Origin of the sequence: Streptomyces sp. NPDC093111, assembly GCF_040683955.1 — a bacterium.
In the GTDB taxonomy this organism is placed as follows: domain Bacteria; phylum Actinomycetota; class Actinomycetes; order Streptomycetales; family Streptomycetaceae; genus Streptomyces.
In genome coordinates this window covers 35,433-57,854 of sequence record NZ_JBFBNW010000034.1, presented here as the reverse complement: position 1 = coordinate 57,854, position 22,422 = coordinate 35,433, and the positions used below count along the sequence as shown (strand labels likewise).

The following is a 22,422-nucleotide window of genomic DNA, read 5'->3' as shown; positions in this document are numbered from 1 at the left end:
GTCGCCAACACCGTCACCCCCACACACCCCGCCAACAACACCTCCACCAACCCAGCCACCACACCCACCACATGCTCACAGTTGTCCAACACCACCAGCATGCGGCGGCGGGAGCAGTGCTCGACCAGGGTGGCGAGGGGGTCACGGCCGGTGGTCTCGGCCAGGGCGGGGCCGCTCCAGAGCTGGGTCTCGCGGGTGCCGAGGGCGGTGAGGACGGCGGCGAGGACGGCGGATTCCTCGCGGACGGAGGCGAGTTCGACGACCCACACCTCGGTCTCCCGGTCGGCGGGGTCCGCCTCCACAGCTCGGGCGGCCTCCATGGCAAGCCGGGTCTTGCCGACGCCGCCGGGCCCGAGCAGGGTGACCAGCCGCGAGGATTTCAACTCACCGGCCAGCCACTCCAATTCGGCGTCCCGGCCCAGGAACGAGGTGAGCGCGAGGGGCAGTCCGGGCCGGGGCGCGACAGCCCCGACCGGGGGCGCTCCGGCCAGCAACTCCTCGTACAGCTGGCGGAGTTCGGGCCCGGGGTCGGTGCCCAGCTGCGCGGCGAGGGCGGTGCGGACGGTCTCGTACGCGGCGAGGGCTTCCGCCGGGCGGCCGGCGGCGCGCAGGGCTCGCAGGTGGAGGGCGTGCAGGGGCTCGTCGAGCGGGTGCTCGGCGAGGAGCTCGGCCAGCGGGGCGAGGGTGTCCTGGGCGTGGCCGAGGGCGACGGCGGCGGCCAGCCGGTCGCGCCGGGCCCGGGTGCGGCGCCGTTCGGCCCGGAGGGCGAGGGGGTCGGTGTCGTGGTCGGGGAGGTCGGCGAGCGCGGCGCCCCGCCACAGGCCCAGGGCCTCGTCGAGGAGCTCGGCGGCCCGCCGGGGCCGGCCGGCGTCCAGTTCGCGGGCGGCGGCGTCCGCGTCCCGTTCGAAGCGGAAGTAATCGACGTCCTCGGGTGCCCCGACGACGAGCCGGTAGCCGCCGGGGTCCGAGGCGACGGCGGCGGGCCCGAGGGCCCGCCGCAGGCGTCCGACGAGGGCCTGGAGGGCGGCGAGCCGGTCGTCCGCCTCGCCGCCGCGCTCCCCCCACACCTGCGCGATCAGGGTGTCCGTGCGCACCGGGCGTCCGCCCGCCGCGGCCAGGGCGGTGAGGAGGGCCCGGAGCCGGGGGCCGTTCAGGGCGGCCTCGTGGCCGTCGGCGTGGAGGGCTTGGCCGGGACCGAGGATGCGATAGGACGGATGCACCGGCCCATTCTGCCGAACCTCCGGAGAATCCCCCGCGCGGCGGTGTCGTCGCCATGGCGTCCGGGGGGTGCCGGTTCGACAATGGTGAGGATGACCGAAGACGAACGCAGCGCGCGCGGCGGCGGCGAGATCGGGCCGACCGAGCGTCTCGCCATGAACCGTACCGGCAGCTTCGACTGGGATCTCGACACGGGCACCATCGATGTCGACGACGCGGGGCTGCTGGTCTTCGGGGTCGCCGCGGACGCGTTCGACGGCCGGCCGGCGACGCTGGTGCGCGGGCTCGATCCGGAGGAGCGGTCCCGGCTCGACGCGGTGATCCGGCGGGCGATCACCAGCGGGGAATCCTCGTACACGGCGCACGTGCGGCTCGAGCGGGCCGACGGGACACCCCAATGGACGCATGTGCAGGCGCGGATCCTGCGCCGGGACGGGCGCATGGCGCACCGGATCGTGGGGATCGTGCGGGACGCGACGGCCGAGGTGACGCATTCGGCGTTCCTGCTGGAGCTGGAGAAGCGCCGGGAGGTGCAGACGTCGATCGTGGAGCGGACGACGCACGCGCTGTCGCGGGCGGTCACGGTGGACGACGTGACGGCGGCGCTCACCGGTCCCGGGGGGCTGGCGAGGCTGGGGGCGGACGGGCTGGCGCTTGGGCTGGTGGAGAACGACTCCCTCAACATCATCGCGCTGTCCGGGGAGTCCCTGGACGTGTTCGACGACTTCCGGATCCGGCGTCTGGACGGCGGGCTGCCGATGGCGGAGACGGTGTTGAGCGGACGTCCGCGGTTCGTCCCCACGTTCTCGTCGCTGGGGCAGGACTTTCCGGAGCTGGCGCCGTACGTGAGCCGGATGCCGTTCCAGTCGGCCTGCTATCTGCCGCTGATCGCGCAAGCCCGCAAGCTGGGCGGGCTGGCGCTGTTCTACCGGCGCCGGAGCACGTTCAACGCGGACGAGCGCAACCTGCTGCTGGGGCTCGCGGCGATCGTGTCGCAGTCCTTGCAGCGGGCGATCCTGTTCGACGAGGAGCGGGAGCTGGCGACGGGGCTCCAGGCGACGATGCTGCCGCGCCGGATCCCGGTGATCACGGGTGGCGAGATCGCGGTGCGTTACCACGCGGCGTGGAGCGGCCGGCAGGTCGGCGGCGACTGGTACGACGTGATCCCGCTGCCGCGCGGGCGGGTCGGGATCGTGGTGGGCGACGTGCAGGGCCATGACACGCACGCCGCCGCGATCATGGGGCAGCTGCGGATCGCGCTGCGGGCGTACGCGGGTGAGGGCCACGCCCCGTCCACGGTGCTGGCCCGGGCCTCGCGCTTCCTCGCCGAGCTGGACACGAACCGCTTCGCGACCTGCACGTACGCCCAGGTGGATCTGGCCGGGGGCACGGTGCGCGGGGTGCGGGCGGGGCATCTGGGGCCGATGATCCGGCACACGGACGGGCGGGTGGGCCGGCCGAAGCTGCGGGGCGGGCTGCCGCTGGGGCTCGCGACGGTCTTCGGGGACGAGGAGTTCCCGGAGACCCGGCTGGACCTGGTGCCGGGCGAGACGCTGGTGCTGTACACGGACGGTCTGGTCGAGCAGCCGGGGACGGACATCGAGACGGGTCTGTCGGCGCTGGCCGAGGCGGTGCGCAGCGGTCCGCCGCAGGCGGAGGCGCTGGCCGACCACCTGTCCGAGCAGCTGTGGGAGCGCTGGGGTTCGGGGGACGACGTGGCGCTGCTCGTGCTGCGGCGCAGTCCGGACCCGGGCACGCCGCGGGCGCCGCGCATCCACCAGTACATCCACCAGGCCGACCCGCAGGGCCTGTCGGACGCGCGGGCCGCGGTGGGGCAGGCGCTTGTGGACTGGGGCATGCCCGAACTCGCGGACGACGCGGAGCTGTTGACGGGCGAGCTGCTGGTGAACGTGCTGCTGCACACCGAGGGCGGCGCGGTCCTGACCCTGGAGGTGCTGCCGGAGCCGGTGCGGCGGGTCCGCCTGTCGGTGCAGGACCGGTCGAGCGCGTGGCCGCGGCGGCGCACGCCGGGCGAGGCGGCGACGTCGGGGCGGGGCCTGCTGCTGATGGACGCGCTGGCCTCGCGCTGGGGCGTGGAGCCGCGCGGCGAGGGCAAGGCGGTGTGGTGCGAGATCGGGCCCGCGCCGACCGCGGGCCCGGCGGGCTGACGGGCCGACGAACGGGCGGACCGGCAGACGGGCGGACCGACAGACCGAGGAATCGGCCGACCGCCGAACCGGCGGACCGACAGACCGGCAAACCGACGAACCGACGAACCGACGGACTCACAACAGAAGGGTGCGGCCGATGGATCCGGTGGCGGCGCTGGAGCGGATCGCGTTTCTCCTGGAACGCTCGCAGGCACCCACGTACCGCGTCCGTGCCTTCCGTACGGCGTCGGCGGCGGTGACGGCGCTCGGCGCGGACGAGGTGGCGAGGCGGACGGCGGCGGGGACGCTGGAGGCGGTGAAGGGCATCGGGCCGAAGACGGCGGCGGTGGTGCGCGAGGCGCTCGACGGGCGGGTGCCGGACTATCTGGAGCGTCTGGAGCGGGAGATCCCGATGCCGGAGGTGTCGGGCGGCGAGGAGCTGCGGGCGGCGTTGCGCGGCGACTGCCATGTGCACTCGGACTGGTCGGACGGCGGCAGCACCATCGTGGACATGGGGCGTACGGCGGCCCGGATCGGGCACGAGTGGACGGTTCTGACGGACCATTCGCCGAGCCTGAAGGTGGCGCGGGGCCTGTCGGCGGGGCGGCTGCGGGAGCAACTGGGGCTGGTGGAGCGGCTGAACGAGGAGTGGGCGCCGTTCCGGATGCTCACCGGGATCGAGTGCGACATCCTGGAGGACGGTTCGCTCGACCAGGAGCCCGAGCTCCTGGACCGGCTGGACCTGGTGGTCGGTTCGGTGCACTCGAAGCTGCGGATGGAGTCGCGGGCGATGACCCGCCGGTTGGAGAAGGCGGTCCGCAATCCCCTGATGGACGTGCTGGGGCACTGTACGGGCCGGCTGGTGAGCGGCGGGCGGCTGCGGCCCGAGTCGGAGTTCGACGCGGAGCGCGTCTTCGCCGCGTGCGCCGAGGCGGGCACGGCGGTGGAGATCAACAGCCGCCCCGAGCGCCGTGATCCGCCGAGCCGGCTGCTGCGGCTGGCGGTGGCGGCCGGGGTGTACTTCGCGGTGGACACGGACGCGCACGCGCCGGGGCAGCTGGAGTGGCAGATCCTGGGCTGCGCGCGGGCGGAGGAGTGCGGGGTGCCGGTCGAGCGGGTGGTGAACACCTGGCCTGCGGAGCGACTGCTGGCCTGGACGCGGGGCCTGGACGCCCCGTCGTAGGAGTCGGGCGCGGTGGCAGGTGCCGGATGCCGGACCTGCCATCGCGCCCGAGTGGGCCGTCAGGCGGTGGTGACCGCCCCGGCTCCTAGTACGACAGGTCCTTCTGCTCCGTGATCAGGCGGCCGGCGATGTGCAGGTTCCCCTCGGAGTCGAGGATCCCGATGATCTTCTTCGTGGAGCCGATGTGGGTCGTGAAGAAGATCTTGTCCCCCTCCTGGTTGGAGGAGAAGTTCGAGTTCACCGACAGCTCGATGCTGACCGGCGAGCTGATGAGGATGTCCTGCGACTTCGGGTTGACGTGGTTCTGCCGTAACGCGATACGGGCGTGGGTGTCGCCCTCGTTCCAGTCCGTCGCCACTCCGAGATCGATGTCCGCCATGAGGCTTCCTTCCCAGTGCCGGCGGGCGTGCCCTCGGGACACGTCCGCAATCCAGTGAACGAGCCGTCCCGGCCGGGCCTTTGGAGCATCGCCCAACCGCGTGAGGACTCTACGCAGCACCGGTCACCGGAAGGGACCCGTCCGTCGAAGTACATCGCCCCACATGGGCAGATGCCTGCTTTTTGGCTAAATCGACGTAGATGGAGACCGAAAAGCGGGGCACGTGCCGCCCGCGCGGGGCGGGGGCACGTGCCCGGGTCAGCCTCGCTGCCAGACCGTGGTCGCGTTGCAGAACTCGCGGATGCCGTGGCCGGAGAGCTCGCGCCCGTACCCGGAGCGCTTGACGCCGCCGAAGGGCAGCGCGGGGTGGGAGGCGGTCATGCCGTTGACGAAGACGCCGCCGGCCTCCAGGTCGCGCACGAAGAAGGCGATGTCCTCGTCCTTGCGGGTCCACACGTTCGAACTGAGCCCGAAGGGCGAGTCGTTGGCGACGGCGACGGCTTCCTCGATGTCGGCGACGGGGTAGAGGGTGGCGACGGGGCCGAAGGTCTCCTCGCGGTGGACGCGCATCTCCGGGGTGATGCCGGTGAGCACGGTCGGCCGGTAGTACCAGCCGCGGGGCAGCTCCTCGGGGCGGGCGCCGCCGCACAGGACGGTGACCCCTCGGCGTACGGCGTCGTCGACGAGGGCCTCCAGGTCGGTGCGGCCCTGTTCGGTGGCGAGGGGGCCGACGTCGGTGTCCTCGTCGAGGGGGTCTCCGACGGTGAGCGCGTTCATGGCGGCGGTGAAGCGTTCCGCGAAGTCGTCGTAGACGTCCTGGTGGACGATGAACCGCTTGGCGGCGATGCAGGACTGCCCGTTGTTCTGTACGCGGGCGGTGACGGCGGTCTTGACGGCGCGCGGGATGTCTGCGGAGGGCATGACGATGTACGGGTCGCTGCCGCCCAGTTCCAGGACGGTCTTCTTCACCTCGTCGCCGGCGATGGCGGCGACGGAGCGGCCGGCCGGTTCGCTGCCGGTGAGGGTGGCGGCGACGATCCGCGGGTCGCGCAGGACGCCCTCGACGGCGCCCGAGCCGATCAGCAGGGTCTGGAAGCAGCCCTCGGGGAAGCCGGCCCTGCGGAACAGCTCGCCGAGGTACAGGGCGGTCTGCGGGACGTTGGAGGCGTGCTTGAGGAGTCCGGTGTTGCCGGCCATCAGCGCGGGCGCGGCGAACCGGATCACCTGCCAGAGCGGGAAGTTCCACGGCATGACGGCGAGCACCGGGCCGAGCGGCCGGTAGTGGACCCGGGCCGTGTCGGCGCCCGCGTCCTGGACGTCGTGTTCGTCGGGGTGCTCGTCGGCGAGCAGGGCCTCGGCGTGCTCGGCGTACCAGCGCATCGCCTTGGCGCACTTGGCGGCCTCGGCGCGGGCGGCGGCGATCGGCTTGCCCATCTCCGTGGTCATGGTGCGGGCGATGTCGTCGGTGTCCTCGTCGAGGAGGGCGGCGGCGGCCCGCATCAGGCGGGCCCGCTCGGCGAAGGGCGTGGTGCGGTACTGGCGGTACGTCTCGTGGGAGGCGTCGATCCGGCGTTCGATCTCGTCGGGCCCGTGGGCCTCGTAGGTGCGCAGCGTCTCGCCGGTCGCCGGGTTCACGGTGGCGATGCCCATGTCGTCTCCTCCTGGCCTCCGCCCCCTCCGGAAACCTTTCGCGCCCGGGCGCCGGGCGCAAACGGGGCGGGGCGGTGGGGTGACACGCCCGGGTGCGGGGGCGGGGGTCAGCCGCCCGAGACCCAGTGCAGGGCGCCCGCCAGGTGGGCACGGAAGGCGGGGTCGGTGTAGGCCTCCGGGGCGTGGCCGAGGGCGGTGAACAGGAACCGGCCGCCGCCCGGTCCGGTCTCGCGGGACCACACGAGGGGGTGGTCGGCGCCGAGGGTGCCGCCCCGGTAGGCGGTCTCGTCGGCGCGGGCGAGCACGCGGACGCCGGTGGCCCGGGGGTTGGAGGTGAAGTTGTACCACTCGTCGGTCCACTCCCAGCGGGCCGGCAGGCAGGCCGTCACGGGGTGGCCGGGGGTGTCCACGCACACGGCGCCCGGCTGGAGCTCGGGGTGCCCGTCGAAGCGGGTGCCGAGCAGTTCGCCGTAGAAGGGCCAGTCGGGTTCGGCGTTGGCGGCGGCGTGCACGGCGAGGAGCCCGCCGCCGCCCCGTACGTACGCTTCGAGGGCGGCGCGGCCCGGGTCGGTGAGCACGGTGCCGGTGGTCGACAGGAGGACGACGGCGGCGCAGCGGGCCAGCCGGGCGGGCGTGAAGGCGCCGGGGTCCTCGGTGGTCTCGGCGGGGCGGCCCGCGGCGGCGGCGAGCTCGGTGAGCGCCGCGGCTCCGGCGGGGATCGAGTCGTGGCGGTAGCCGGCGGTACGGGTGTAGACGAGGACGTCCCTGGTGTCGTTCACGCTGCTCCTGTGTGTGCCGCGCTTCCGGCGGGCGCGGTGCGCGTGCGCGTACGGGCGTGCGGGCGCGGACGCCGTCCAGCAAGCGCTTTCTGTCTGGTTTCCGGGTGCGACGGTAGCCAGCCGGATCCGCGCACCGCAAGGTAGCGGGACGGAAAGGCGGGGTGCGACGGGGTGCGACGTGAGCGGTGCGGTCATGGGCGTATCGGACGCGTCGCCGTATCTTGTGGCGCGCCCGCCGCGCCCCGCCGCGCCCGCCGCTCCATCTGGGGAGAGTCCATGAGCACCGTGCCGCCCGCGCTCGCCGCCGCCGTCGGTCCGCTTCCGGAAGGGGTCACCCTTCCGCTGCCGCCCGTCTTCACCTCCGTCGAGGAGGAGCGCCGCCACCGCAAGGAGCAACTGGCGGCGGGCTTCCGCATCTTCGGGAGGCTCGGGTTCTCCGAGGGGGTCGCCGGGCACATCACCGTGCGCGACCCGGGAGAGCCGGACACTTTCTGGGTGAACCCCTTCGGCATGAGTTTCGGGCAGATCAGCGCCTCCGACCTCATCCGGGTCGACCACGAGGGCCGGGTCCTCTCGGGTCGCAGCCCGGTGAACCGGGCCGCGTTCGTGATCCACTCCCAGGTGCACGCGGCCCGCCCCGACGCGGTCGCCGCCGCGCACTCGCACTCCCTGCACGGCAAGGCCTTCTCCAGTCTCGGCATCCCGCTCGACCCGATCACCCAGGACGCCTGCGCGTTCTTCGAGGACCACGGGATCTACGCCGACTACCGGGGTGTCGTCAACGAGCTGGAGGAGGGCGAACGGGTCGCGAAGGCGCTCGGCGCGTACAAGGCGGTGATCCTGCAGAACCACGGGCTGCTCACCGTAGGGCAGTCGGCGGCGGAGGCGGTGTGGTGGTTCGTCACCATGGAACGCTCCTGCCAGGCGCAGCTGTTGGCGATGGCCGCGGGTACGCCCCGGCTCATCGACCGGGACACCGCGCTGCTCACCCGGGGGCAGCTCGGCACCCCGCTGGCCGGCTGGTTCCAGGCGCGGCCGCTGTGGGACCAGATCACGGCCTCGGATCCGGACCTGTTCGACTGAGCCCGCGCGGGGCCGGGGCGTGGTGGCGCGGGGGGGCGGCGCTCAGACCGGGCGGGTGCAGGATGCCAACAGCGGTGCCAGGAAGTCCCTTTCGAGTGTCCCCGGGGGCAGTGCGGCCGGTTCGACGTAGCTCTGCGCGAGACCGCCCTCGCGCAGGGCCACGACCATCCGGGCGAACCGGTCGGCGTCCACGGTCAGTTCGCGTCCGGACCTGCGCAGGACGAGCTCGATCGCGCGGGCGATCTCGGCGCGCAGCCGGGCGTCGTGCCGGGCGAGCACCCAGGCCGCCTGCGGGTCGCGGATGGCGTGCAGGGTGAACTCGGTGCTGACCAGGTACCAGTCGCGCTCGTCCGGCTCGACCCGGGAGGCGAGCTCCGCGACCCGTTCCAGGGTGTAGTCGTCGGGGCCGAGGGCGTCCACCGCCTCGGCGAGGCGGTGGACGATCCGCTCGCTGTGCTCGTCGAAGAGGGCGAGGAACAGCTCTTCCTTGCTGGCGAAGTTCGAGTAGTACGCGCCGCGGGTGTATCCGGCGCGCTCGCAGATCTGCTCGATCGAGGCGGCGTGGAACCCGTGCTCGGCGAAGGTCTCCAGGGCCGCTTCCAGAAGGGCGGCGCGGGTACGCGGCCGGCGCCCGGTGACACCCTTCGGCACGGTCTCTCCTCCTCGTTCCCGCACGTCGTCCGCCTGCCCTGAGGGGTGGCGGGGCGACCACCATACCGGCGGCCCGCCCGGGCACGGACCGGCGTCCGACGTTAAGATGCGGACATGGGAGAGCGGCCCGTCGCGCCCGCCGCGCCCGAGCTGGTCCTGGAGATCGGCGGGGACGCGACCGTGATGAACCCGAGCCGCGTCTATCGCATCGGACGCGACCCCACCAGCGACTTCGTCCTGGCAGACGCCAGGACGTCGTGGCACCACGCCGTGCTGCGGGCGGCCGACGGGCACTGGACCGTCGAGGACGAGGACAGCACGAACGGCACCTTCGCCGACGACCGGCGGGTGCATCTGAGCTCCGTCGGCCCCGGCACGGTCATCCGCTTCGGGCATCCGTCCGACGGGCCCGTGGCGCTGCTGACGGCCCCGGCGCCGCCGCAGCCCCCGGCCGCCCGCCCGTCCTCCGTCTCGTACCCCGCCCGTACGGGCACCTTCCGGCAGCCGACCTCCGTGCGGCCGCTGCCCACGCGCAGTGTCCGGATCGGCCGGGCACCCGACAACGACCTGGTGGTCGACGACCTGACGGTCTCCCGGCGCCATGCCGAGCTCCAGGCCGCGCCGGACGGCACGTACTGGATCCAGGACCTCGGCAGCCACAACGGCACCTTCCTGAACGGCAGCCCGGTCGACCGGGCCCGGGTCACGGCCGAGGACATCGTCGGCATCGGGCACCGCGCGTTCTGCCTCATCGGCGCCGACCTCGTCGAGTTCACCGACAACGGCGAGGTCTCCCTCGACGTGACGCGGCTCGCCGTCACCGTCGACCACGGCCGCAAGACCCTGCTCGACGACGTCTCGTTCCCCGTCGGGCAGAAGTGCCTGCTGGCCGTCGTCGGCCCGTCCGGCGCGGGCAAATCCACCCTGCTCGGGGCGCTCACCGGCCAGCGGCCCGCCGACCGGGGCACCGTGCTCTACGACGGCCGCGACCTCTACCGGGACTACGCGGAGCTGCGCCAGCGCATCGGCCTCGTCCCGCAGGACGACATCCTGCACCTCCAGCTCACCGTGCGCCGGGCCCTCTCGTACGCCGCCGAGCTGCGCTTCCCCGAGGACACCGCGGCGGAGGAGCGGCGCGCCCGGGTCGACGAGGTGATCGGGGAGCTGGGTCTGGTGGAGCGGGCGGGGCAGCCGATCCACAGCCTCTCCGGCGGGCAGCGCAAGCGGGTCAGCGTGGCCCTGGAACTCCTCACCAAGCCCTCGCTGCTCTTCCTGGACGAACCGACCTCCGGCCTGGACCCGGGCATGGACCGCTCGGTGATGCACATGCTGCGCGGCCTCGCCGACGACGGGCGCACCGTCATCGTCGTCACGCACAGCGTGCTGAGCCTGGACGTGTGCGACCGGCTGCTCGTCCTCGCGCCGGGCGGGCGGGTCGCCTACTACGGCCCGCCCGACGAGACGCTCGGCTTCTTCGGCTTCGACCAGTGGCCGGAGGCGTTCGAGGCGTTCGAGAACGACCGGGAACGCGACTGGGCCGGCCAGTACCGCGCCTCGCGCTTCCACCGGCAGTACATCGACGAGGCCATGGTGCGGCCGGGACCCGCCGCCCCCGGCGCGCCGGCCGTCGCCCCCGCGCCGCCGCCCAAGGCCCAGAGCTGGTGGTCGCAGCTGCGGACGCTGGTGCGCCGCTACACGTCCGCCCTGTCCGCCGACCGGACCTTCCTCGCCATCATGATCGCGCTGCCCTTCGTCATGGGCGCGATGGCGCGGGCCCTCTCGGAGGGCAGCCTCGGCCCCGAGTCGACGCTGAACGTCCTCCTGATCCTGTGCGTCGGCGGCGTGCTCACCGGAGCCGCGAACGCGGTGCGGGAGCTGGTCAAGGAACGCACCATCTACCGCCGGGAGAGAGCCGTCGGACTGTCGCGCTCGGCGTACCTCATGTCCAAGGTCGTGGTCCTCGGGGTGATCACGATCGTGCAGGCGGTGGTCCTGACCCTGGTCGCGCTGATCGGCGTGCCGCTGAACGTGCCGGACGGCAAGGGCGTCCTGATGCCCCCGCTCGTGGAGCTCACCCTCGCCGTCGCTCTGCTCGCCTTCACCGCGATGATGCTCGGCCTCTTCGTCTCCGCCCTGGTGCGCAAGGAGGAGGTGACGATGCCGCTGCTCGTCCTCCTGGCCATCGTGCAGGTGGTGTTCTGCGGAGCCCTCCTGAACGTGCGGGGCACCCCGGTCCTGGAGCAGCTGGCGTGGCTGGTGCCGTCCCGCTGGGCGTTCGCGGCGATGGGGGCGACGATCGACATCGGGGCCGTCGCGCCGAGCGAGAAGACGGCGGACCCCCTGATGGACCACACCGTGGGCGCCTGGCTCTTCGACATGGGGATGCTGGTGGTGCTCTGTGTCGTCCTCGGCTTCGTCGTCGCCCGGCTGCTGCGCCGGCACGAGCCCGTCGTCATGCGGAGGTAGCCGCCGTGAACAGCGTCGTACCGGATTCCGACTACGCGTACGTGCCGGACTTCCGGCCCACGCACGTGGTGCCCCGCGACGGGCTGCCCGCCTGGGAGTCGCCCGACCCGGGGCTGCCGACCGCCCCGCTCGACGCGTTCCTGCCGGTCCGGCTCGTGGACCGGGTCGGCGACTGGGGGCACATCCTGTGCTCCAACGGCTGGACGGCCTGGGTCGACGCCCGCCTCCTCGTCTCCGTCCCCGACGACCCGCCCGCCGCCGGCCGCCCCCTCGCCCGCACGGCCGATCCGCGCCCCCTGATCGCCCGCGCGGAGGACGCCCTGGGCCGCTACCGGCGCGCGGCGGAGGAGCTGGCCGGCGGCCGGGCGGACGGCGAGACCTTCCGGCAGCGCACGCGCGGGCTGCGGGTGGGGATGGTCGTCGACGGCGAATCCCTGTGGCTGTACGACGCCGAGCACGAGCGGTGGCTGTACTGCGACGGCACCGGCCTGAGCACGTACGCGGCCTCCTCGGGGCCTTCGGTCGCGGCGGCGGTGGCGGTGCCGGGTGCGGAGGTACCGGGTGCGGAGGTGCCGGGTGCGGAGGTGCCGGAGCCGCTGGCGGCGGGAGGCGGCGGATCCGCAGGGCCTCCGAGGCCGGTGGCTCCGTTGACGCCGGTGTCTCGGGTGGCTCCGGTGGCTCCGGTGGCTCCGCACGAGCCGACCCAGATCGTGCCCCAGCTCGACTCCGACCCACCCGCCCCCGACCCGGCGGCACCCACCCGGGTGGTGGGACGACCGGACGATCCGGATGGACCGGATGGACCGGATGGACCGGATGGACCGGATGGACCGGATGGACCGGATGGACCGGATGGACCGGCCGTATCAGACGTACCGGATGGACCGGGTCGACCAGGTGAGGGCCGATGACCGCCCCGGACACGCCACCGGAGACACCTCCGGGCACTCCCCCGGACCCGTCTCCCGGCGGCCCCACACCCCCACCCACACCCACACCCACGGACACCGCCCCCGGCGCGGTCCCCGATCCGGGTGGTGGCTACGCCGAGTTGCCGGTGGGTCGTGACTCGGGGCTCATCGGCAAGCGGATCGCGGGCTACCGGGTCGAGGAGGAGATCGGGCGCGGTGGCATGGCGGTGGTCTACCGGGCCCATGACCTGAACCTGGAGCGGACCGTGGCACTGAAGCTGCTCGCTCCCGAGCTGGCCCGGGACGACACCTTCCGCAGGCGTTTCGCGCACGAGTCGCGGGTGGCGGCGGCGATCGACCACCCGCACATCGTGCCGGTCTTCGAGGCGGGCGAGACGGAGGGGCTGCTGTACATCGCGATGCGGTACGTGCCGGGGCAGGACCTGCGGGCCCTGGAGGACCGCGAGGGCGCCCTCGACCCGGTGACGGCGGCCCGGATCGCGATCCAGGTGGCGTCCGCCCTGGACGCGGCGCACGCCCACGACCTGGTGCACCGGGACGTGAAGCCGGGCAACATCCTGGTGGCCGAGGGCACCGACCGGGACCACCCGGAGCACGTGTACCTGACCGACTTCGGCCTGACGAAGAAGTCGCTGTCGCTGACCGGGTTCACGACGGTGGGGCAGTTCGTCGGCACGCTGGACTACGTGGCGCCCGAGCAGATCTCGGGCAAGCCGGTGGACGGCCGTTGCGACGTCTACAGCCTGGGCTGCGTGGTCTTCGAGATGCTGACCGGCGTGGTGCCGTTCCGCCGGGACGACGACATCGCGGTGCTGTGGGCGCAGCAGTACGACCCGCCGCCTCCGCTGTCGGAGGTGCGGGCCGGGCTGCCGGAGGCGGCGGACACGGTGCTGGGCAAGGCGCTGGCGAAGGCGCCCGAGGAGCGGTACGGGACGTGTCTGGAGTTCGTGGCCGAGCTGCGGGCGGCGCTGGAGCGGGGGACGCGGGCGAAGGACCCGCCGCGCGAGACCGGCGGAGCCGGGCGGCCGGCGCAGGGCCCGCCGCCCGAGCCGCCGGCGTGGGCACGGCCTATGTTCCGGCGGATCGGCGACACGTTCGAGCGGTGACGTCCCGTCGGGCTGCCGAGCTGCGTACCGGCTTCGTCCGGTCCTCGCCGGGGCATCGCCAGGTCTCCGTCGGCTCTGCGTCCGGTCTCCGGCTTGTCTTCGCCGGGTCTTCGCCGGGTCCTCGTCAGCTCTTCGTCAGCTCTTCGTCAGGGGCGCGTCGACCTCGCCGCGGCGGCGGACCGGGCTCGCGAGGAGGCCGCCGAGGAAGCCGGCGACGAGGCCCCAGAGCAGGGCGAGGCCGACGGTCCGCCAGAGGTCCGGGCGGAGCACGACCTCGCCGCCGAGGGACTCCAGCTCCCCGATGCCGAGGATGGAGAGGCCGAACCGGGCCTCGACGAGGGTGAGCGGGGTGATGACGAGCATCGTGAGGGCGAAGGCGACCCCGAGGTGCACGGAGTGCTGCCACAGGCGCGTGCGGGCCGGGGAGCGCACGGCCGCCACGAAGGCGGCGGCGAGGACCAGGACGGCCGCGATGGGGAGCAGCCACCAGGCGCGCGCGTCGTAGGAGGCGAGGCTGGACAGGTCGACGGTGGACAGGTCCTTGCCGCCGTTCCCGCCGCGCAGGACGTCGTCGAGGATCTGCGGCATGGGCAGCCCGAACGGGCCGTCGACACGGCCCTCCCAGGAGCCGCCGATGCCGACGCCGAGCGCGAGCCAGCTGACGTTGGGCAGGCCGAGCAGGAGCACGGCGAGCGTCTGCGGCACGTGGCCCTTGGTCGCGGCGACGACGACGCCGATCACGAGGCCGATCACCACGTACGCGAGGACGAGCAGGAGCATGGCTGAGGCGGCGGGTCGGACGGCCGCGTGGTGGCGGACGAGCCGGGTCGGCAGCGGGGTGCGGCGGGAGACGAGGAGGGCGACGAGGAGGACGCCGAGGATCCACAGCAGGCCGTAGAAGAGCGTGGGGCCGAGGTCGGTGCGGAAGCCCACCGAGGGGTTCACGGCGTCCAGGAGTTCGCTGAAGAGGTCGCCGAGGCCCCCGGTGTCCTGGGAGCTGCCGCCGCCGATGCTGAGGGGGAAGTCGTGCCGGGCGAGCGCGGAGAGGCCCGCGAGGGCGATCAGCCAGATCAGGACGGTCGGCACGGCGAGGGACAGCAGGTCGCGGGTGCGGGCGACGGCATGGTGGCGCAGCGGGCGCAGGAAGCAGAAGCCGGTGACGAGTGCGCCCACCAGGGTGACGGTGAGCGGCATGGCGGTGAGTTCGGCCTGGGTGCCGGCGAGGTCGCCGGCGTCCCCGGCGAGGCCGACCTGGCCGCCCGCGGCCATGACGACGACCGCGGCGAGGACGGCGACGAAGGCGCCCGCGCCGCCCGGGAGGTCCGCGGCGCCCGCGGCCCACAGGCCGAGGCCGGCGACGACGCCCATCGCCAGGAGACCGGCGACGACCGTCAGGAGTGCCAGGGCCACGTCACGGGCGAGCCGCCCCGGGGGGCGGGCGGCGGCGGGCGGGCTGGGTGGGGTGGGGAGCCGGTTGCTCACCTCGCCCACGCTAGTACCGGCGGACGCCGTCCGCTTGCGGGCGGTACCCGGTCGGCGCACACAATGGGCGCGGAACGGAAGAAAGGGAAAAACGTGACTTCCCACCCGCCGTCCGGCACCCCCTCGGTCCCCCCTGCCGGCCCGCCCTCGGGACCCCTCTCGGGCCCGACCACGCGCCCCGGGCAGGCCGTACCCCCACCGCCTTCGGGCCCGCCGCACGACGGCGCGGGCGGAGGCGGGGGCGGCGGCTCCGGCGGAGGGGGTGGTGCGGGCGGCTCCGGTGGCGGGGGCGGCTCCCGTGGCGGCGGCTCCGGTGATTCCGGTTCCGGCGGTACGGGCGGGGGCGCGGCGGGCGGGGGCGGGAAGGGCCCGTGGTGGCGTTCGGTGCCGAAGGTCGCCTCGATCACCGCCGTCCTGGTGGCGGCCATCGCGCTCGTCGTGGTCCTCACCCGCGGCGACAGCGGCGGCGGCAAGAACGAGGCGGGCGGCGGGGGCGGGGGCGAGGTGTTCCTGCAGAACACGTCCGCGTCCGGCCCGGACCCGTTCACCCAGTCGACGGCCCGCTCCTCCGGGGCCTCCATGTCGCCCGTCCCGCTGCCCTCCGAGACCGGCACCGGCACCAACGTCACGCGCAGCGTGTCGGGTTCGGCGCCGGGCCTGTACGGCGGCACGCACCGGACGGCGAGCTGCGACGTCGAGCGGCAGATCCGCTTCCTGGCGGACGAGCCCCCGAAGAACGCGGCCTTCGCGAAGGTCGTCGGCATCTCGGCCAACGAGGTCCCGGGCTATCTGCGCTCCCTGACCTCGCTCCAGCTGCGGGTGGACACCCGCGTCACCAACCACGGTTTCCGGGACGGCTCCGCGACTCCGTTCCAGTCGGTGCTCCAGGCCGGCACCGCCGTCCTGGTCGACGACCACGGGGTGCCCCGGGTGCGGTGCGCCTGCGGCAACCCGCTGACGCCGCCCGTCGCGCAGTCGGCGCCGAAGGCGGTCGGCCCGGTCTGGCCCGGCTACCGGGCGAGCAACACGGTGGTCGTGCAGCCGTCGGTGACGGTCATCAACGTCTTCGTGATCTACGACCCGCACGACGACAGCTGGGTCGCGCGGAAGCCGGGCGACACCGGCCGTCACGACCAGCACACGACTCCGCCGCCGCCCCCGACACCGACCCCGTCGAAGTCGACGTCCATGTCTCCGTCGACGTCTCCCTCGACGTCACCGAGCTCCCCGGTGCCGTGCGTGACGGTCACGGGCGCGGAGACGCCTCCCCCGAGCAACGGCGTGACGCCGTCGCCCTGCCCGTCGACCCTGTCGCCGCCGCCGTCGTCGCCCACCTCGTCACCGCCCTCGTCACCTCCGTCGTCACCGCCGTCCTCACCTCCGTCGTCGCCGCCTTCTTCGCCACCGGCGTCCTCGAAGTCCGCACCGGAGCCGGCGTCGTCCCCGGCGGACCTGACGACGACGGAGTCCTCGGCGTCGGAGTCGACCTCCGCGTCGACCTCGGCATCGGCGTCCGTGTCGACGTCGGTGTCGACCCCCGTGTCGACCTCGGCGTCCGTGCCGGGCGCGCCCGGCGCTCAGCCGGTCGTCTGAGGGGGCGCCGGGGTCCCTCCCGGCGCCACGACGCCGGTACGGGCGTGCCGCCGCAGGACCCGGGCAGGCCGTACCCCCGCCGCCTCCGAGCCCGGCGGCGGGGCCACCCGTCGCAGCGATCGGATCCACGAATGGATCCAATATCCGATATCCAAGGGCGCGGCGATCCGCTGCTCCGCCCGCCGCTGCCACGCCCTCTCGTCCCGGTCGGTGAAATGTCCGTCCATGGCGCGCTCCTCTCCCCCAGCTCCCGATCTGGCCCTGACCCACGGGCCACTTGACGGGAGTCTGTAGCCTTATTGGCCTGGACAGCACAGCCAATGAGGAGTGATTGGCATGGCACAGGGTCGAGTGGTCCGTACCGTGGTCACGGTCGCGGACCGCGTGTTGAGCGGCCGGCAGCTGGCGGCGCTGCTCACCCCGCCGCCGGAGGGGCGTTTCGGCTACCGCGAATTGGCCCGGGCGGTGCGCGAGACGCTGCTCGACGGGCGGGTGGCGCTGCGGATGCGGCTGCCCGCCGAACGCGAGCTCGCGTCGGCGCTGGCGGTCAGCCGGACCACCGTCACCTCCGCGTACGACCTGCTCCGGGAGAGCGGGTACGCGCACAGCCGTCAGGGCGCGGGGACCTGGACGGCGCTCCCCGAGGGGCAGTCGCCGATCGGTCCCGCCGCGATCCACGGCGACACCGGGACCGTGATCGACTTCGCCCTCGCCGCCCCCGAGGCGCCCGCGGGAGTGCTGGCCGAGGCGCTGGCCGCGGCCTCCGCCGAGCTGCCCCGGTACGCGACGTCCCAGGGCTACCACCCGTACGGCCTGCCCGAGCTGCGCGCCGCCATCGCCGACCGGTACTCCGCGCGCGGGCTGCCGACCCGGCCGGAGCAGATTCTGGTGACGACCGGGGCCCAGCAGGCCCTGGCGCTGGCCCTCGCGCTGCTCGGCGGGCCCGGCGACCGGGTGCTCGCGGAGAACCCCTCGTACACCAACGCCCTGGACGCCATGCGCAACCACCGGCTGCGGATCACCCCGGTGCCGGTCACCGAGACGGGCTGGGACAGCGGGCTGATCGACGCGGCGCTGCGGCAGACCGCGCCGCGGCTCGCCTATCTGATCCCCGACTTCCACAACCCGACCGGCCGGCTCATGCCCGAGCACCAGCGCCGGGAGGTGGCCGCGGCGGCGCGGGCCACCGGTACGTGGCTGGTCGTGGACGAGACGCTCGCCGACATCGCCCTTGACGTGCCGGCGCCGCGCCCGTTCGCGGCCTCGGCGGGACCGGGCACGGGCGAGCAGATCATCAGCGTGGGCTCGCTCAGCAAGAGCGTCTGGGGCGGGCTGCGGGTCGGCTGGGCCCGGGCCTCATCGCGGATGGTGACGGAGCTGGCCCGGGTGCGGATCACGCACGACCTGGCGGGTTCCGTCCTGGACCAGCTGGTCGCGGTGGCGCTGATGGACCGGATCGACCCGCTGCTCCCGGACCGCGCGGCGGAGCTGCGGCGGCGCAGGGAGGCGCTCGTGGACGCGCTCGCCCGGCACGTGCCGGAGTGGCGGTGGACGCTGCCGCCGGGCGGCCTGTGCCTCTGGATCGACCTGGGCCGTCCGATCGCCTCGCAGCTCGCGGCGCGGGCCCTGGGGCACGGGATCCGGGTCGAGGGCGGCGCGCGGTTCGGGGTGGACCCCGGCACCCACGAGCACCGGCTGCGCATCCCGTACACGCTGCCGGGCGAGGTGTACGAGACGGCGGCCGAGCGCCTCGCGGCGGCTCTGGCCGGCGCCCCGGCCCGGGCCGCCGAGCCGGGCCTGCCGGAGTGGGTGGCCTGAGCCTCCGCGGGGGCCGGCGTTCCGGGCGCCGGCGGCCCGCTCGCCCGATAACCGGATGCCCCGGGCAACGGGCTGTGTGTACCGTCCCAGGGTGGAACCTCTGACCGACAAACAGATCCGCGCGTCCTTCGTGAACTGCACGAAGGGTGACGCGGCCCGGATGAAGACGCCGCTCGACTTCGCCGAGCTGCCCTGGCCCGACCTCGACTTCCTCGGCTGGGTCGACCCGGGCGCGCCGCTGCGCGCCCATCTCGTCGTCCCCCGCCCGGACGGCCCGGTCGGCGTCACCCTGCGGGTGCCCTCGGTGAGCCGTACCAGCGCCGTGAAGTCGAGCATGTGCCAGGTCTGCCTGACCTCGCACGCCTCGTCCGGCGTCACCCTGCTGGCCGCGCCGCTCGCGGGCAGCCGCGGCCGGGAGGGCAACACCATCGGCACGTACGTCTGCGCCGACCTGGCCTGCCCGCTCTACGTGCGCGGCAGGCGCGAGCCCCGGCTGCGCGGCCTCCGGCAGGAGGAGTCCCTGAGCGTGGCGGAGCGGGTCGACCGGATGATGGGCAACCTGCACGCCTTCGTGGACCGGGTGACGGCGGGCTAGGACGGGCCCTGGCCCGCAGGGGTCAGCGGAAGGCCTGCTCGCCGGTGAGGGCCTTGCCGATGACCAGGGCGTGCACCTCACTGGTGCCCTCGTACGTGAGGACCGACTCCAGGTTGTTGGCGTGGCGCAGCACCGGGTACTCCAGGGTGATGCCGTTCGCGCCGAGGATGGTGCGGCACTCGCGGGCGATGGCGATGGCCTCGCGGACGTTGTTCAGCTTGCCGACGCTGATCTGCTCGGGGGTCAGCGCGCCGGCGTCCTTGAGGCGGCCGAGGTGCAGGGCGAGCAGCATGCCCTTGCCGAGCTCCAGGGACATGTCGGCCAGCTTGGCCTGGGTCAGCTGGTACGAGGAGAGCGGGCGGGCGAAGACGGTGCGGTCGGCGGCGTAGGAGATCGCGGTCTCCAGGCAGTCGCGGGCCGCGCCGAGCGCGCCGAAGACGATGCCGAAGCGGGCCTCGTTCAGGCAGCCGAGGGGGCCGGAGAGGCCGCGGGCCCCGGGCAGCATCGCGTCGGCGGGCAGGCGCACGTCGTCCATGACGAGCTCGCTGGTGACGCTGGCGCGCAGGGAGAGCTTCCGCTTGATCTCGGGCGCGCTGAACCCGTGGGTGTCGGTGGGGACGACGAAGCCGCGGACGCCTTCCTCGGTGCGGGCCCAGACGACGGCCACGTCGGCGACGGAGCCGTTGGTGATCCACATCTTGGTGCCGTTGAGCACCCAGTCCGCTCCGTCGCGCTTGGCGTGGGTGCGCATGGCGCCGGGGTCGGAGCCCGCGTCCGGCTCGGTGAGGCCGAAGCAGCCGATGTACTCGCCGGCGGCCATCCCGGGCAGCCAGCGCTGCTTCTGCTCCTCGGAGCCGAACTTCCAGATGGCGTACATGGCCAGGGAGCCCTGGACGGAGACGAGCGAGCGCAGGCCGGAGTCGACGGCCTCCAGCTCCATGCAGGCCAGGCCGTACGCGACGGCGCTGGTGCCCGCGCAGCCGTAGCCCTCCAGGTGCATGCCGAGGACGCCGAGTCCGCCGAGGGTGCGGGCGAGTTCGCGGGCCGGGATGGCGCCCTCGTCGAACCAGCCGGCCACGTGCGGGCGCAGGTCGCGGTCCGCCGCGGCCCGGACGGTGCGGCGGATCTCGCGCTCCTCGTCGGTCAGCAGTCCGTCGATCGCGAGCAGATCGAGCGGATGGACGGGCGCGGACTGCGAGGAACGCGACGGCTGCGGCGACGACTTCACGGACGGCCTCCTGGCGACTGTGGCAACTCGGCGTGCCGCAGCCTAGCCCCAGATTGGATATTGGATCCAGTCTTGAATATCCGCTATCCGATGCGTACGGTCCGGGGACATCCCGATCGCCGACGAAGGAGAGCGGAATGCCCATGGACCACCCGGAGACGCTCCCTCCGGGCGCCTTGTCCGGAATCGTCGTCGCCGACTTCGGCCGGGTGCTCGCCGGCCCGTACATGACGATGCTCCTCGCGGACCTCGGGGCCGAGGTCGTGAAGATCGAGCGCCCTGGCACCGGCGACGACACCCGCGCCTGGGGCCCTCCGTTCGCCGACGGGCAGGCCACGTACTTCCTCGGTGTGAACCGCAACAAGCGCTCCGTCACGCTCGATCTGACCGATCCCGCCGGCCTGGCGGCGGCCCGCGCGATCGTCGACCGCGCCGACGTCCTCGTGGAGAACTTCCGCCCGGGCACCATGGAACGGCTCGGCCTCGGCTACGAGAAGGTGCGGGCGTCCAACCCGGGCCTCGTCTACTGCTCGGTGACCGGCTTCGGCACGGCGGAGGGCGCCGGCCTGCCCGGCTACGACCTGCTCGTCCAGGCCATGGGCGGCCTCATGAGCGTCACCGGCGAACCCGGCGGCACCGGCACCAAGGCGGGCGTCGCCCTCGTCGACGTGATCACCGGTCTGCACGCGGGCCTCGGCGTCCTCGCCGCCCTGCGGCACCGCGAACGCACCGGCGAGGGCCAGCTGGTGCAGGTCTCGCTGCTCACCTCGCTGCTCTCCGCGCTCACCAACCAGGCCGCCGCGCACCTCGCCGCCGGGGTCGTCCCGCGCGCCATGGGCAACCGGCACCCGAGCATCGCCCCGTACGAGGAGTTCGCGGCGAGCGACCGGCCGCTGGTCCTGGCCGTGGGCAACGACCGGCAGTTCCGCGTGCTGTGCGAGCGGATCGGGCGCCCCGGCCTCGCCGACGACCCCCGGTTCGCCACCAACACCGCCCGCGTCGCCCATCGCGAAGAACTGGTCGGGGAGCTCGCCGGACCGCTGGCGGGGCGCACCGCCGACGCGTGGTTCGAGGAGCTCACCGGCGCCGGAGTGCCCTGCGGCCCCATCAACGACCTGGAAGCCGCCTTCGCCCTCGCCGACCGCCTCGGTCTCGCCCCGCGCGTTCCGGCCGGGCTAGCGGGCCCCGGACAGGTCGCCCACCCGATCACGCTCGGGGCGACCCCCGCCGCCTACCGCACCGCTCCCCCACGCCTGGGCGAGCACACCGACGAGCTCCTGGCCGAACTGGCGCACCCCGAGCCCTGACCTGGTCCGCCGGCGCCCGCCGCACCGGCCCGCCCCCGGTCGAAGCCGGGTTGTCCACAGGCTCGGCACGCGGCGCTCGGTCCGTAGCAAGATGCAGGATGTACGGCGAACCACGAACGAGAGGTCACGACGATGAGCAGCGCGCTGGAGAAGCGGCGGCCACCGACCGCCCAGCAGTTCGTCCTGGCCGAGCTGCGACGTGCCATCACCTCCGGGGAGTTGCGGCCGGGCGGCGCGATCCGGCAGGAGACCCTGGCGGCGCGGCTCGACGTCAGCCGGGTCCCGCTGCGCGAGGCCCTGAAGGCGCTGGAGGCCGAGGGCCTGGTGGTGCACCACGTCCACCGGGGCTACTTCGTGGCCGAGCTGTCCCTGGAGGACCTGGAGGAGATCTACCGGATCCGGCGGCTCCTGGAGACGGAGGCCGTGCGCACCGCGGCGCGCCGCATGCCGGAGGGCACCCTCGACGCCCTGGAGGAGATACAGCGCGAGGTCGAGCGGGCGGCGGACGCCGGGGACGTCGCGGCGATGGCCGAGGCCAACCGCCGCTTCCACTTCACGCTGATCGAGGCATCCGGGATGCCCCGCCTGGTGCGCCTCATCGGCACCCTCTGGGACGCCACCGACGCCTACCGCTCGCTCTACTACACCGAGGACACCCACCGCGAGCAGGCCGTCCACGAGCACCGGGGGGTCATGTCGGCGCTGGTCAACGGAGACACCGACGCGACGGTGCGGTGGCTGGACGAGCACCGGGACCACGCCGTCGCCGCGCTGCGCGCGGTGCTCGCCGTGGAGTGAGCCG

At 73.9% G+C, this 22,422-nt stretch carries 18 protein-coding genes; 11 read left to right on the top strand and 7 right to left on the bottom strand.

What is annotated here, in order from left to right:
* A partial coding sequence (locus tag AB0Q96_RS37175) for a BTAD domain-containing putative transcriptional regulator (RefSeq protein ID WP_365333440.1) occupies window positions 1–1,220 on the bottom strand: 1,220 nt, incomplete at its 3' end.
* A 90-nt stretch (window positions 1,221–1,310) separates the two neighbouring features.
* Here AB0Q96_RS37175 and AB0Q96_RS37170 point away from each other — a divergent pair.
* Complete coding sequence (locus AB0Q96_RS37170; protein ID WP_365333438.1) at window positions 1,311–3,386, top strand: SpoIIE family protein phosphatase; 2,076 nt, start codon at window positions 1,311–1,313, stop codon at window positions 3,384–3,386.
* Window positions 3,387–3,525: 139 nt separating this feature from the next.
* Window positions 3,526–4,551 (top strand): PHP domain-containing protein, encoded by a 1,026-nt coding sequence (locus AB0Q96_RS37165; protein WP_365333436.1) that lies wholly within the window; start codon window positions 3,526–3,528, stop codon window positions 4,549–4,551.
* Between the two features lie 85 nt (window positions 4,552–4,636).
* Here the strand turns inward: AB0Q96_RS37165 and AB0Q96_RS37160 are convergent, their stop codons facing one another.
* The 3 genes from AB0Q96_RS37160 to AB0Q96_RS37150 form a co-directional block, all read right to left on the bottom strand.
* The gene (locus tag AB0Q96_RS37160) at window positions 4,637–4,930 is read right to left on the bottom strand and encodes a DUF6342 family protein (protein WP_365333434.1); all 294 of its coding nucleotides are present in this window, start codon (window positions 4,928–4,930) and stop codon (window positions 4,637–4,639) included.
* A gap of 258 nt (window positions 4,931–5,188) precedes the next feature.
* Window positions 5,189–6,580, bottom strand: a complete 1,392-nt coding sequence (locus AB0Q96_RS37155; protein WP_365333433.1) for an NADP-dependent succinic semialdehyde dehydrogenase — start codon at window positions 6,578–6,580, stop codon at window positions 5,189–5,191.
* 107 nt (window positions 6,581–6,687) lie between these two features.
* On the bottom strand, window positions 6,688–7,359 hold the full coding sequence (locus AB0Q96_RS37150; protein WP_365333431.1) for a ThuA domain-containing protein: 672 nt from the start codon (window positions 7,357–7,359) through the stop codon (window positions 6,688–6,690).
* A gap of 276 nt (window positions 7,360–7,635) precedes the next feature.
* Here AB0Q96_RS37150 and AB0Q96_RS37145 point away from each other — a divergent pair, with 276 nt between their 5' ends.
* Window positions 7,636–8,442, top strand: a complete 807-nt coding sequence (locus tag AB0Q96_RS37145; RefSeq protein ID WP_365333429.1) for a class II aldolase/adducin family protein — start codon at window positions 7,636–7,638, stop codon at window positions 8,440–8,442.
* A gap of 42 nt (window positions 8,443–8,484) precedes the next feature.
* Here AB0Q96_RS37145 and AB0Q96_RS37140 read toward each other — a convergent pair whose 3' ends face one another.
* Complete coding sequence (locus tag AB0Q96_RS37140; RefSeq protein ID WP_365333428.1) at window positions 8,485–9,093, bottom strand: TetR/AcrR family transcriptional regulator; 609 nt, start codon at window positions 9,091–9,093, stop codon at window positions 8,485–8,487.
* Between the two features lie 114 nt (window positions 9,094–9,207).
* On the opposite strand from AB0Q96_RS37140, the gene AB0Q96_RS37135 reads away from it, so the two are divergent.
* From AB0Q96_RS37135 to AB0Q96_RS37125, 3 genes are read left to right on the top strand one after another with little or no spacing between them, the layout of a single operon-like run.
* Entirely contained in the window at window positions 9,208–11,559 is a 2,352-nt protein-coding gene (locus tag AB0Q96_RS37135; protein ID WP_365333426.1) for an FHA domain-containing protein, read from the top strand.
* Window positions 11,560–11,564: 5 nt separating this feature from the next.
* Window positions 11,565–12,470, top strand: a complete 906-nt coding sequence (locus tag AB0Q96_RS37130; protein ID WP_365333424.1) for a hypothetical protein — start codon at window positions 11,565–11,567, stop codon at window positions 12,468–12,470.
* Complete coding sequence (locus AB0Q96_RS37125; protein WP_365333422.1) at window positions 12,467–13,597, top strand: serine/threonine-protein kinase; 1,131 nt, start codon at window positions 12,467–12,469, stop codon at window positions 13,595–13,597. Before AB0Q96_RS37130 ends, AB0Q96_RS37125 begins: the two co-directional genes overlap by 4 nt.
* 135 nt (window positions 13,598–13,732) lie before the next feature.
* On the opposite strand, the gene AB0Q96_RS37120 is transcribed toward AB0Q96_RS37125, so the two are convergent.
* A complete protein-coding gene (locus AB0Q96_RS37120; RefSeq protein WP_365333420.1) occupies window positions 13,733–15,088 on the bottom strand; it encodes a streptophobe family protein in 1,356 nt (451 codons plus the stop codon).
* 54 nt (window positions 15,089–15,142) lie between these two features.
* On the opposite strand from AB0Q96_RS37120, the gene AB0Q96_RS37115 reads away from it, so the two are divergent.
* From AB0Q96_RS37115 to AB0Q96_RS37105, 3 genes are all read left to right on the top strand, one after another.
* The gene (locus AB0Q96_RS37115; protein ID WP_365333418.1) at window positions 15,143–16,672 is read left to right on the top strand and encodes a DUF6777 domain-containing protein; all 1,530 of its coding nucleotides are present in this window, start codon (window positions 15,143–15,145) and stop codon (window positions 16,670–16,672) included.
* Window positions 16,673–17,008: 336 nt separating this feature from the next.
* Entirely contained in the window at window positions 17,009–18,490 is a 1,482-nt protein-coding gene (locus AB0Q96_RS37110; RefSeq protein WP_365333416.1) for a PLP-dependent aminotransferase family protein, read from the top strand.
* Between the two features lie 91 nt (window positions 18,491–18,581).
* The gene (locus AB0Q96_RS37105) at window positions 18,582–19,085 is read left to right on the top strand and encodes an FBP domain-containing protein (RefSeq protein ID WP_365333414.1); all 504 of its coding nucleotides are present in this window, start codon (window positions 18,582–18,584) and stop codon (window positions 19,083–19,085) included.
* A 22-nt stretch (window positions 19,086–19,107) separates the two neighbouring features.
* Here the strand turns inward: AB0Q96_RS37105 and AB0Q96_RS37100 are convergent, their stop codons facing one another.
* Window positions 19,108–20,313, bottom strand: a complete 1,206-nt coding sequence (locus tag AB0Q96_RS37100) for an acyl-CoA dehydrogenase family protein (protein ID WP_365333412.1) — start codon at window positions 20,311–20,313, stop codon at window positions 19,108–19,110.
* Between the two features lie 137 nt (window positions 20,314–20,450).
* Between AB0Q96_RS37100 and AB0Q96_RS37095 the strand changes: the two genes are divergently transcribed.
* Together AB0Q96_RS37095 and AB0Q96_RS37090 are read left to right on the top strand one after the other, a co-directional pair.
* Window positions 20,451–21,620, top strand: a complete 1,170-nt coding sequence (locus AB0Q96_RS37095) for a CoA transferase (protein WP_365333410.1) — start codon at window positions 20,451–20,453, stop codon at window positions 21,618–21,620.
* A 132-nt stretch (window positions 21,621–21,752) separates the two neighbouring features.
* A complete protein-coding gene (locus AB0Q96_RS37090) occupies window positions 21,753–22,418 on the top strand; it encodes a GntR family transcriptional regulator (protein ID WP_365333407.1) in 666 nt (221 codons plus the stop codon).
* Window positions 22,419–22,422 lie beyond the last annotated feature (4 nt).

Excerpts from the sequence above, each read along its gene's own strand:
- AB0Q96_RS37095 (WP_365333410.1), top strand. The coding sequence starts at position 20,451 with ATGCCCATGGACCACCCGGAGACGCTCCCTCCGGGCGCCTTGTCCGGA.
- AB0Q96_RS37135 (WP_365333426.1), top strand. The coding sequence starts at position 9,208 with ATGGGAGAGCGGCCCGTCGCGCCCGCCGCGCCCGAGCTGGTCCTGGAG.
- AB0Q96_RS37090 (WP_365333407.1), top strand. The coding sequence starts at position 21,753 with ATGAGCAGCGCGCTGGAGAAGCGGCGGCCACCGACCGCCCAGCAGTTC.
- AB0Q96_RS37160 (WP_365333434.1), bottom strand. The coding sequence starts at position 4,930 with ATGGCGGACATCGATCTCGGAGTGGCGACGGACTGGAACGAGGGCGAC.
- AB0Q96_RS37110 (WP_365333416.1), top strand. The coding sequence starts at position 17,009 with ATGGCACAGGGTCGAGTGGTCCGTACCGTGGTCACGGTCGCGGACCGC.
- AB0Q96_RS37115 (WP_365333418.1), top strand. The coding sequence starts at position 15,143 with ATGGGCGCGGAACGGAAGAAAGGGAAAAACGTGACTTCCCACCCGCCG.
- AB0Q96_RS37165 (WP_365333436.1), top strand. The coding sequence starts at position 3,526 with ATGGATCCGGTGGCGGCGCTGGAGCGGATCGCGTTTCTCCTGGAACGC.
- AB0Q96_RS37170 (WP_365333438.1), top strand. The coding sequence starts at position 1,311 with ATGACCGAAGACGAACGCAGCGCGCGCGGCGGCGGCGAGATCGGGCCG.
- AB0Q96_RS37125 (WP_365333422.1), top strand. The coding sequence starts at position 12,467 with ATGACCGCCCCGGACACGCCACCGGAGACACCTCCGGGCACTCCCCCG.
- AB0Q96_RS37145 (WP_365333429.1), top strand. The coding sequence starts at position 7,636 with ATGAGCACCGTGCCGCCCGCGCTCGCCGCCGCCGTCGGTCCGCTTCCG.
- AB0Q96_RS37155 (WP_365333433.1), bottom strand. The coding sequence starts at position 6,580 with ATGGGCATCGCCACCGTGAACCCGGCGACCGGCGAGACGCTGCGCACC.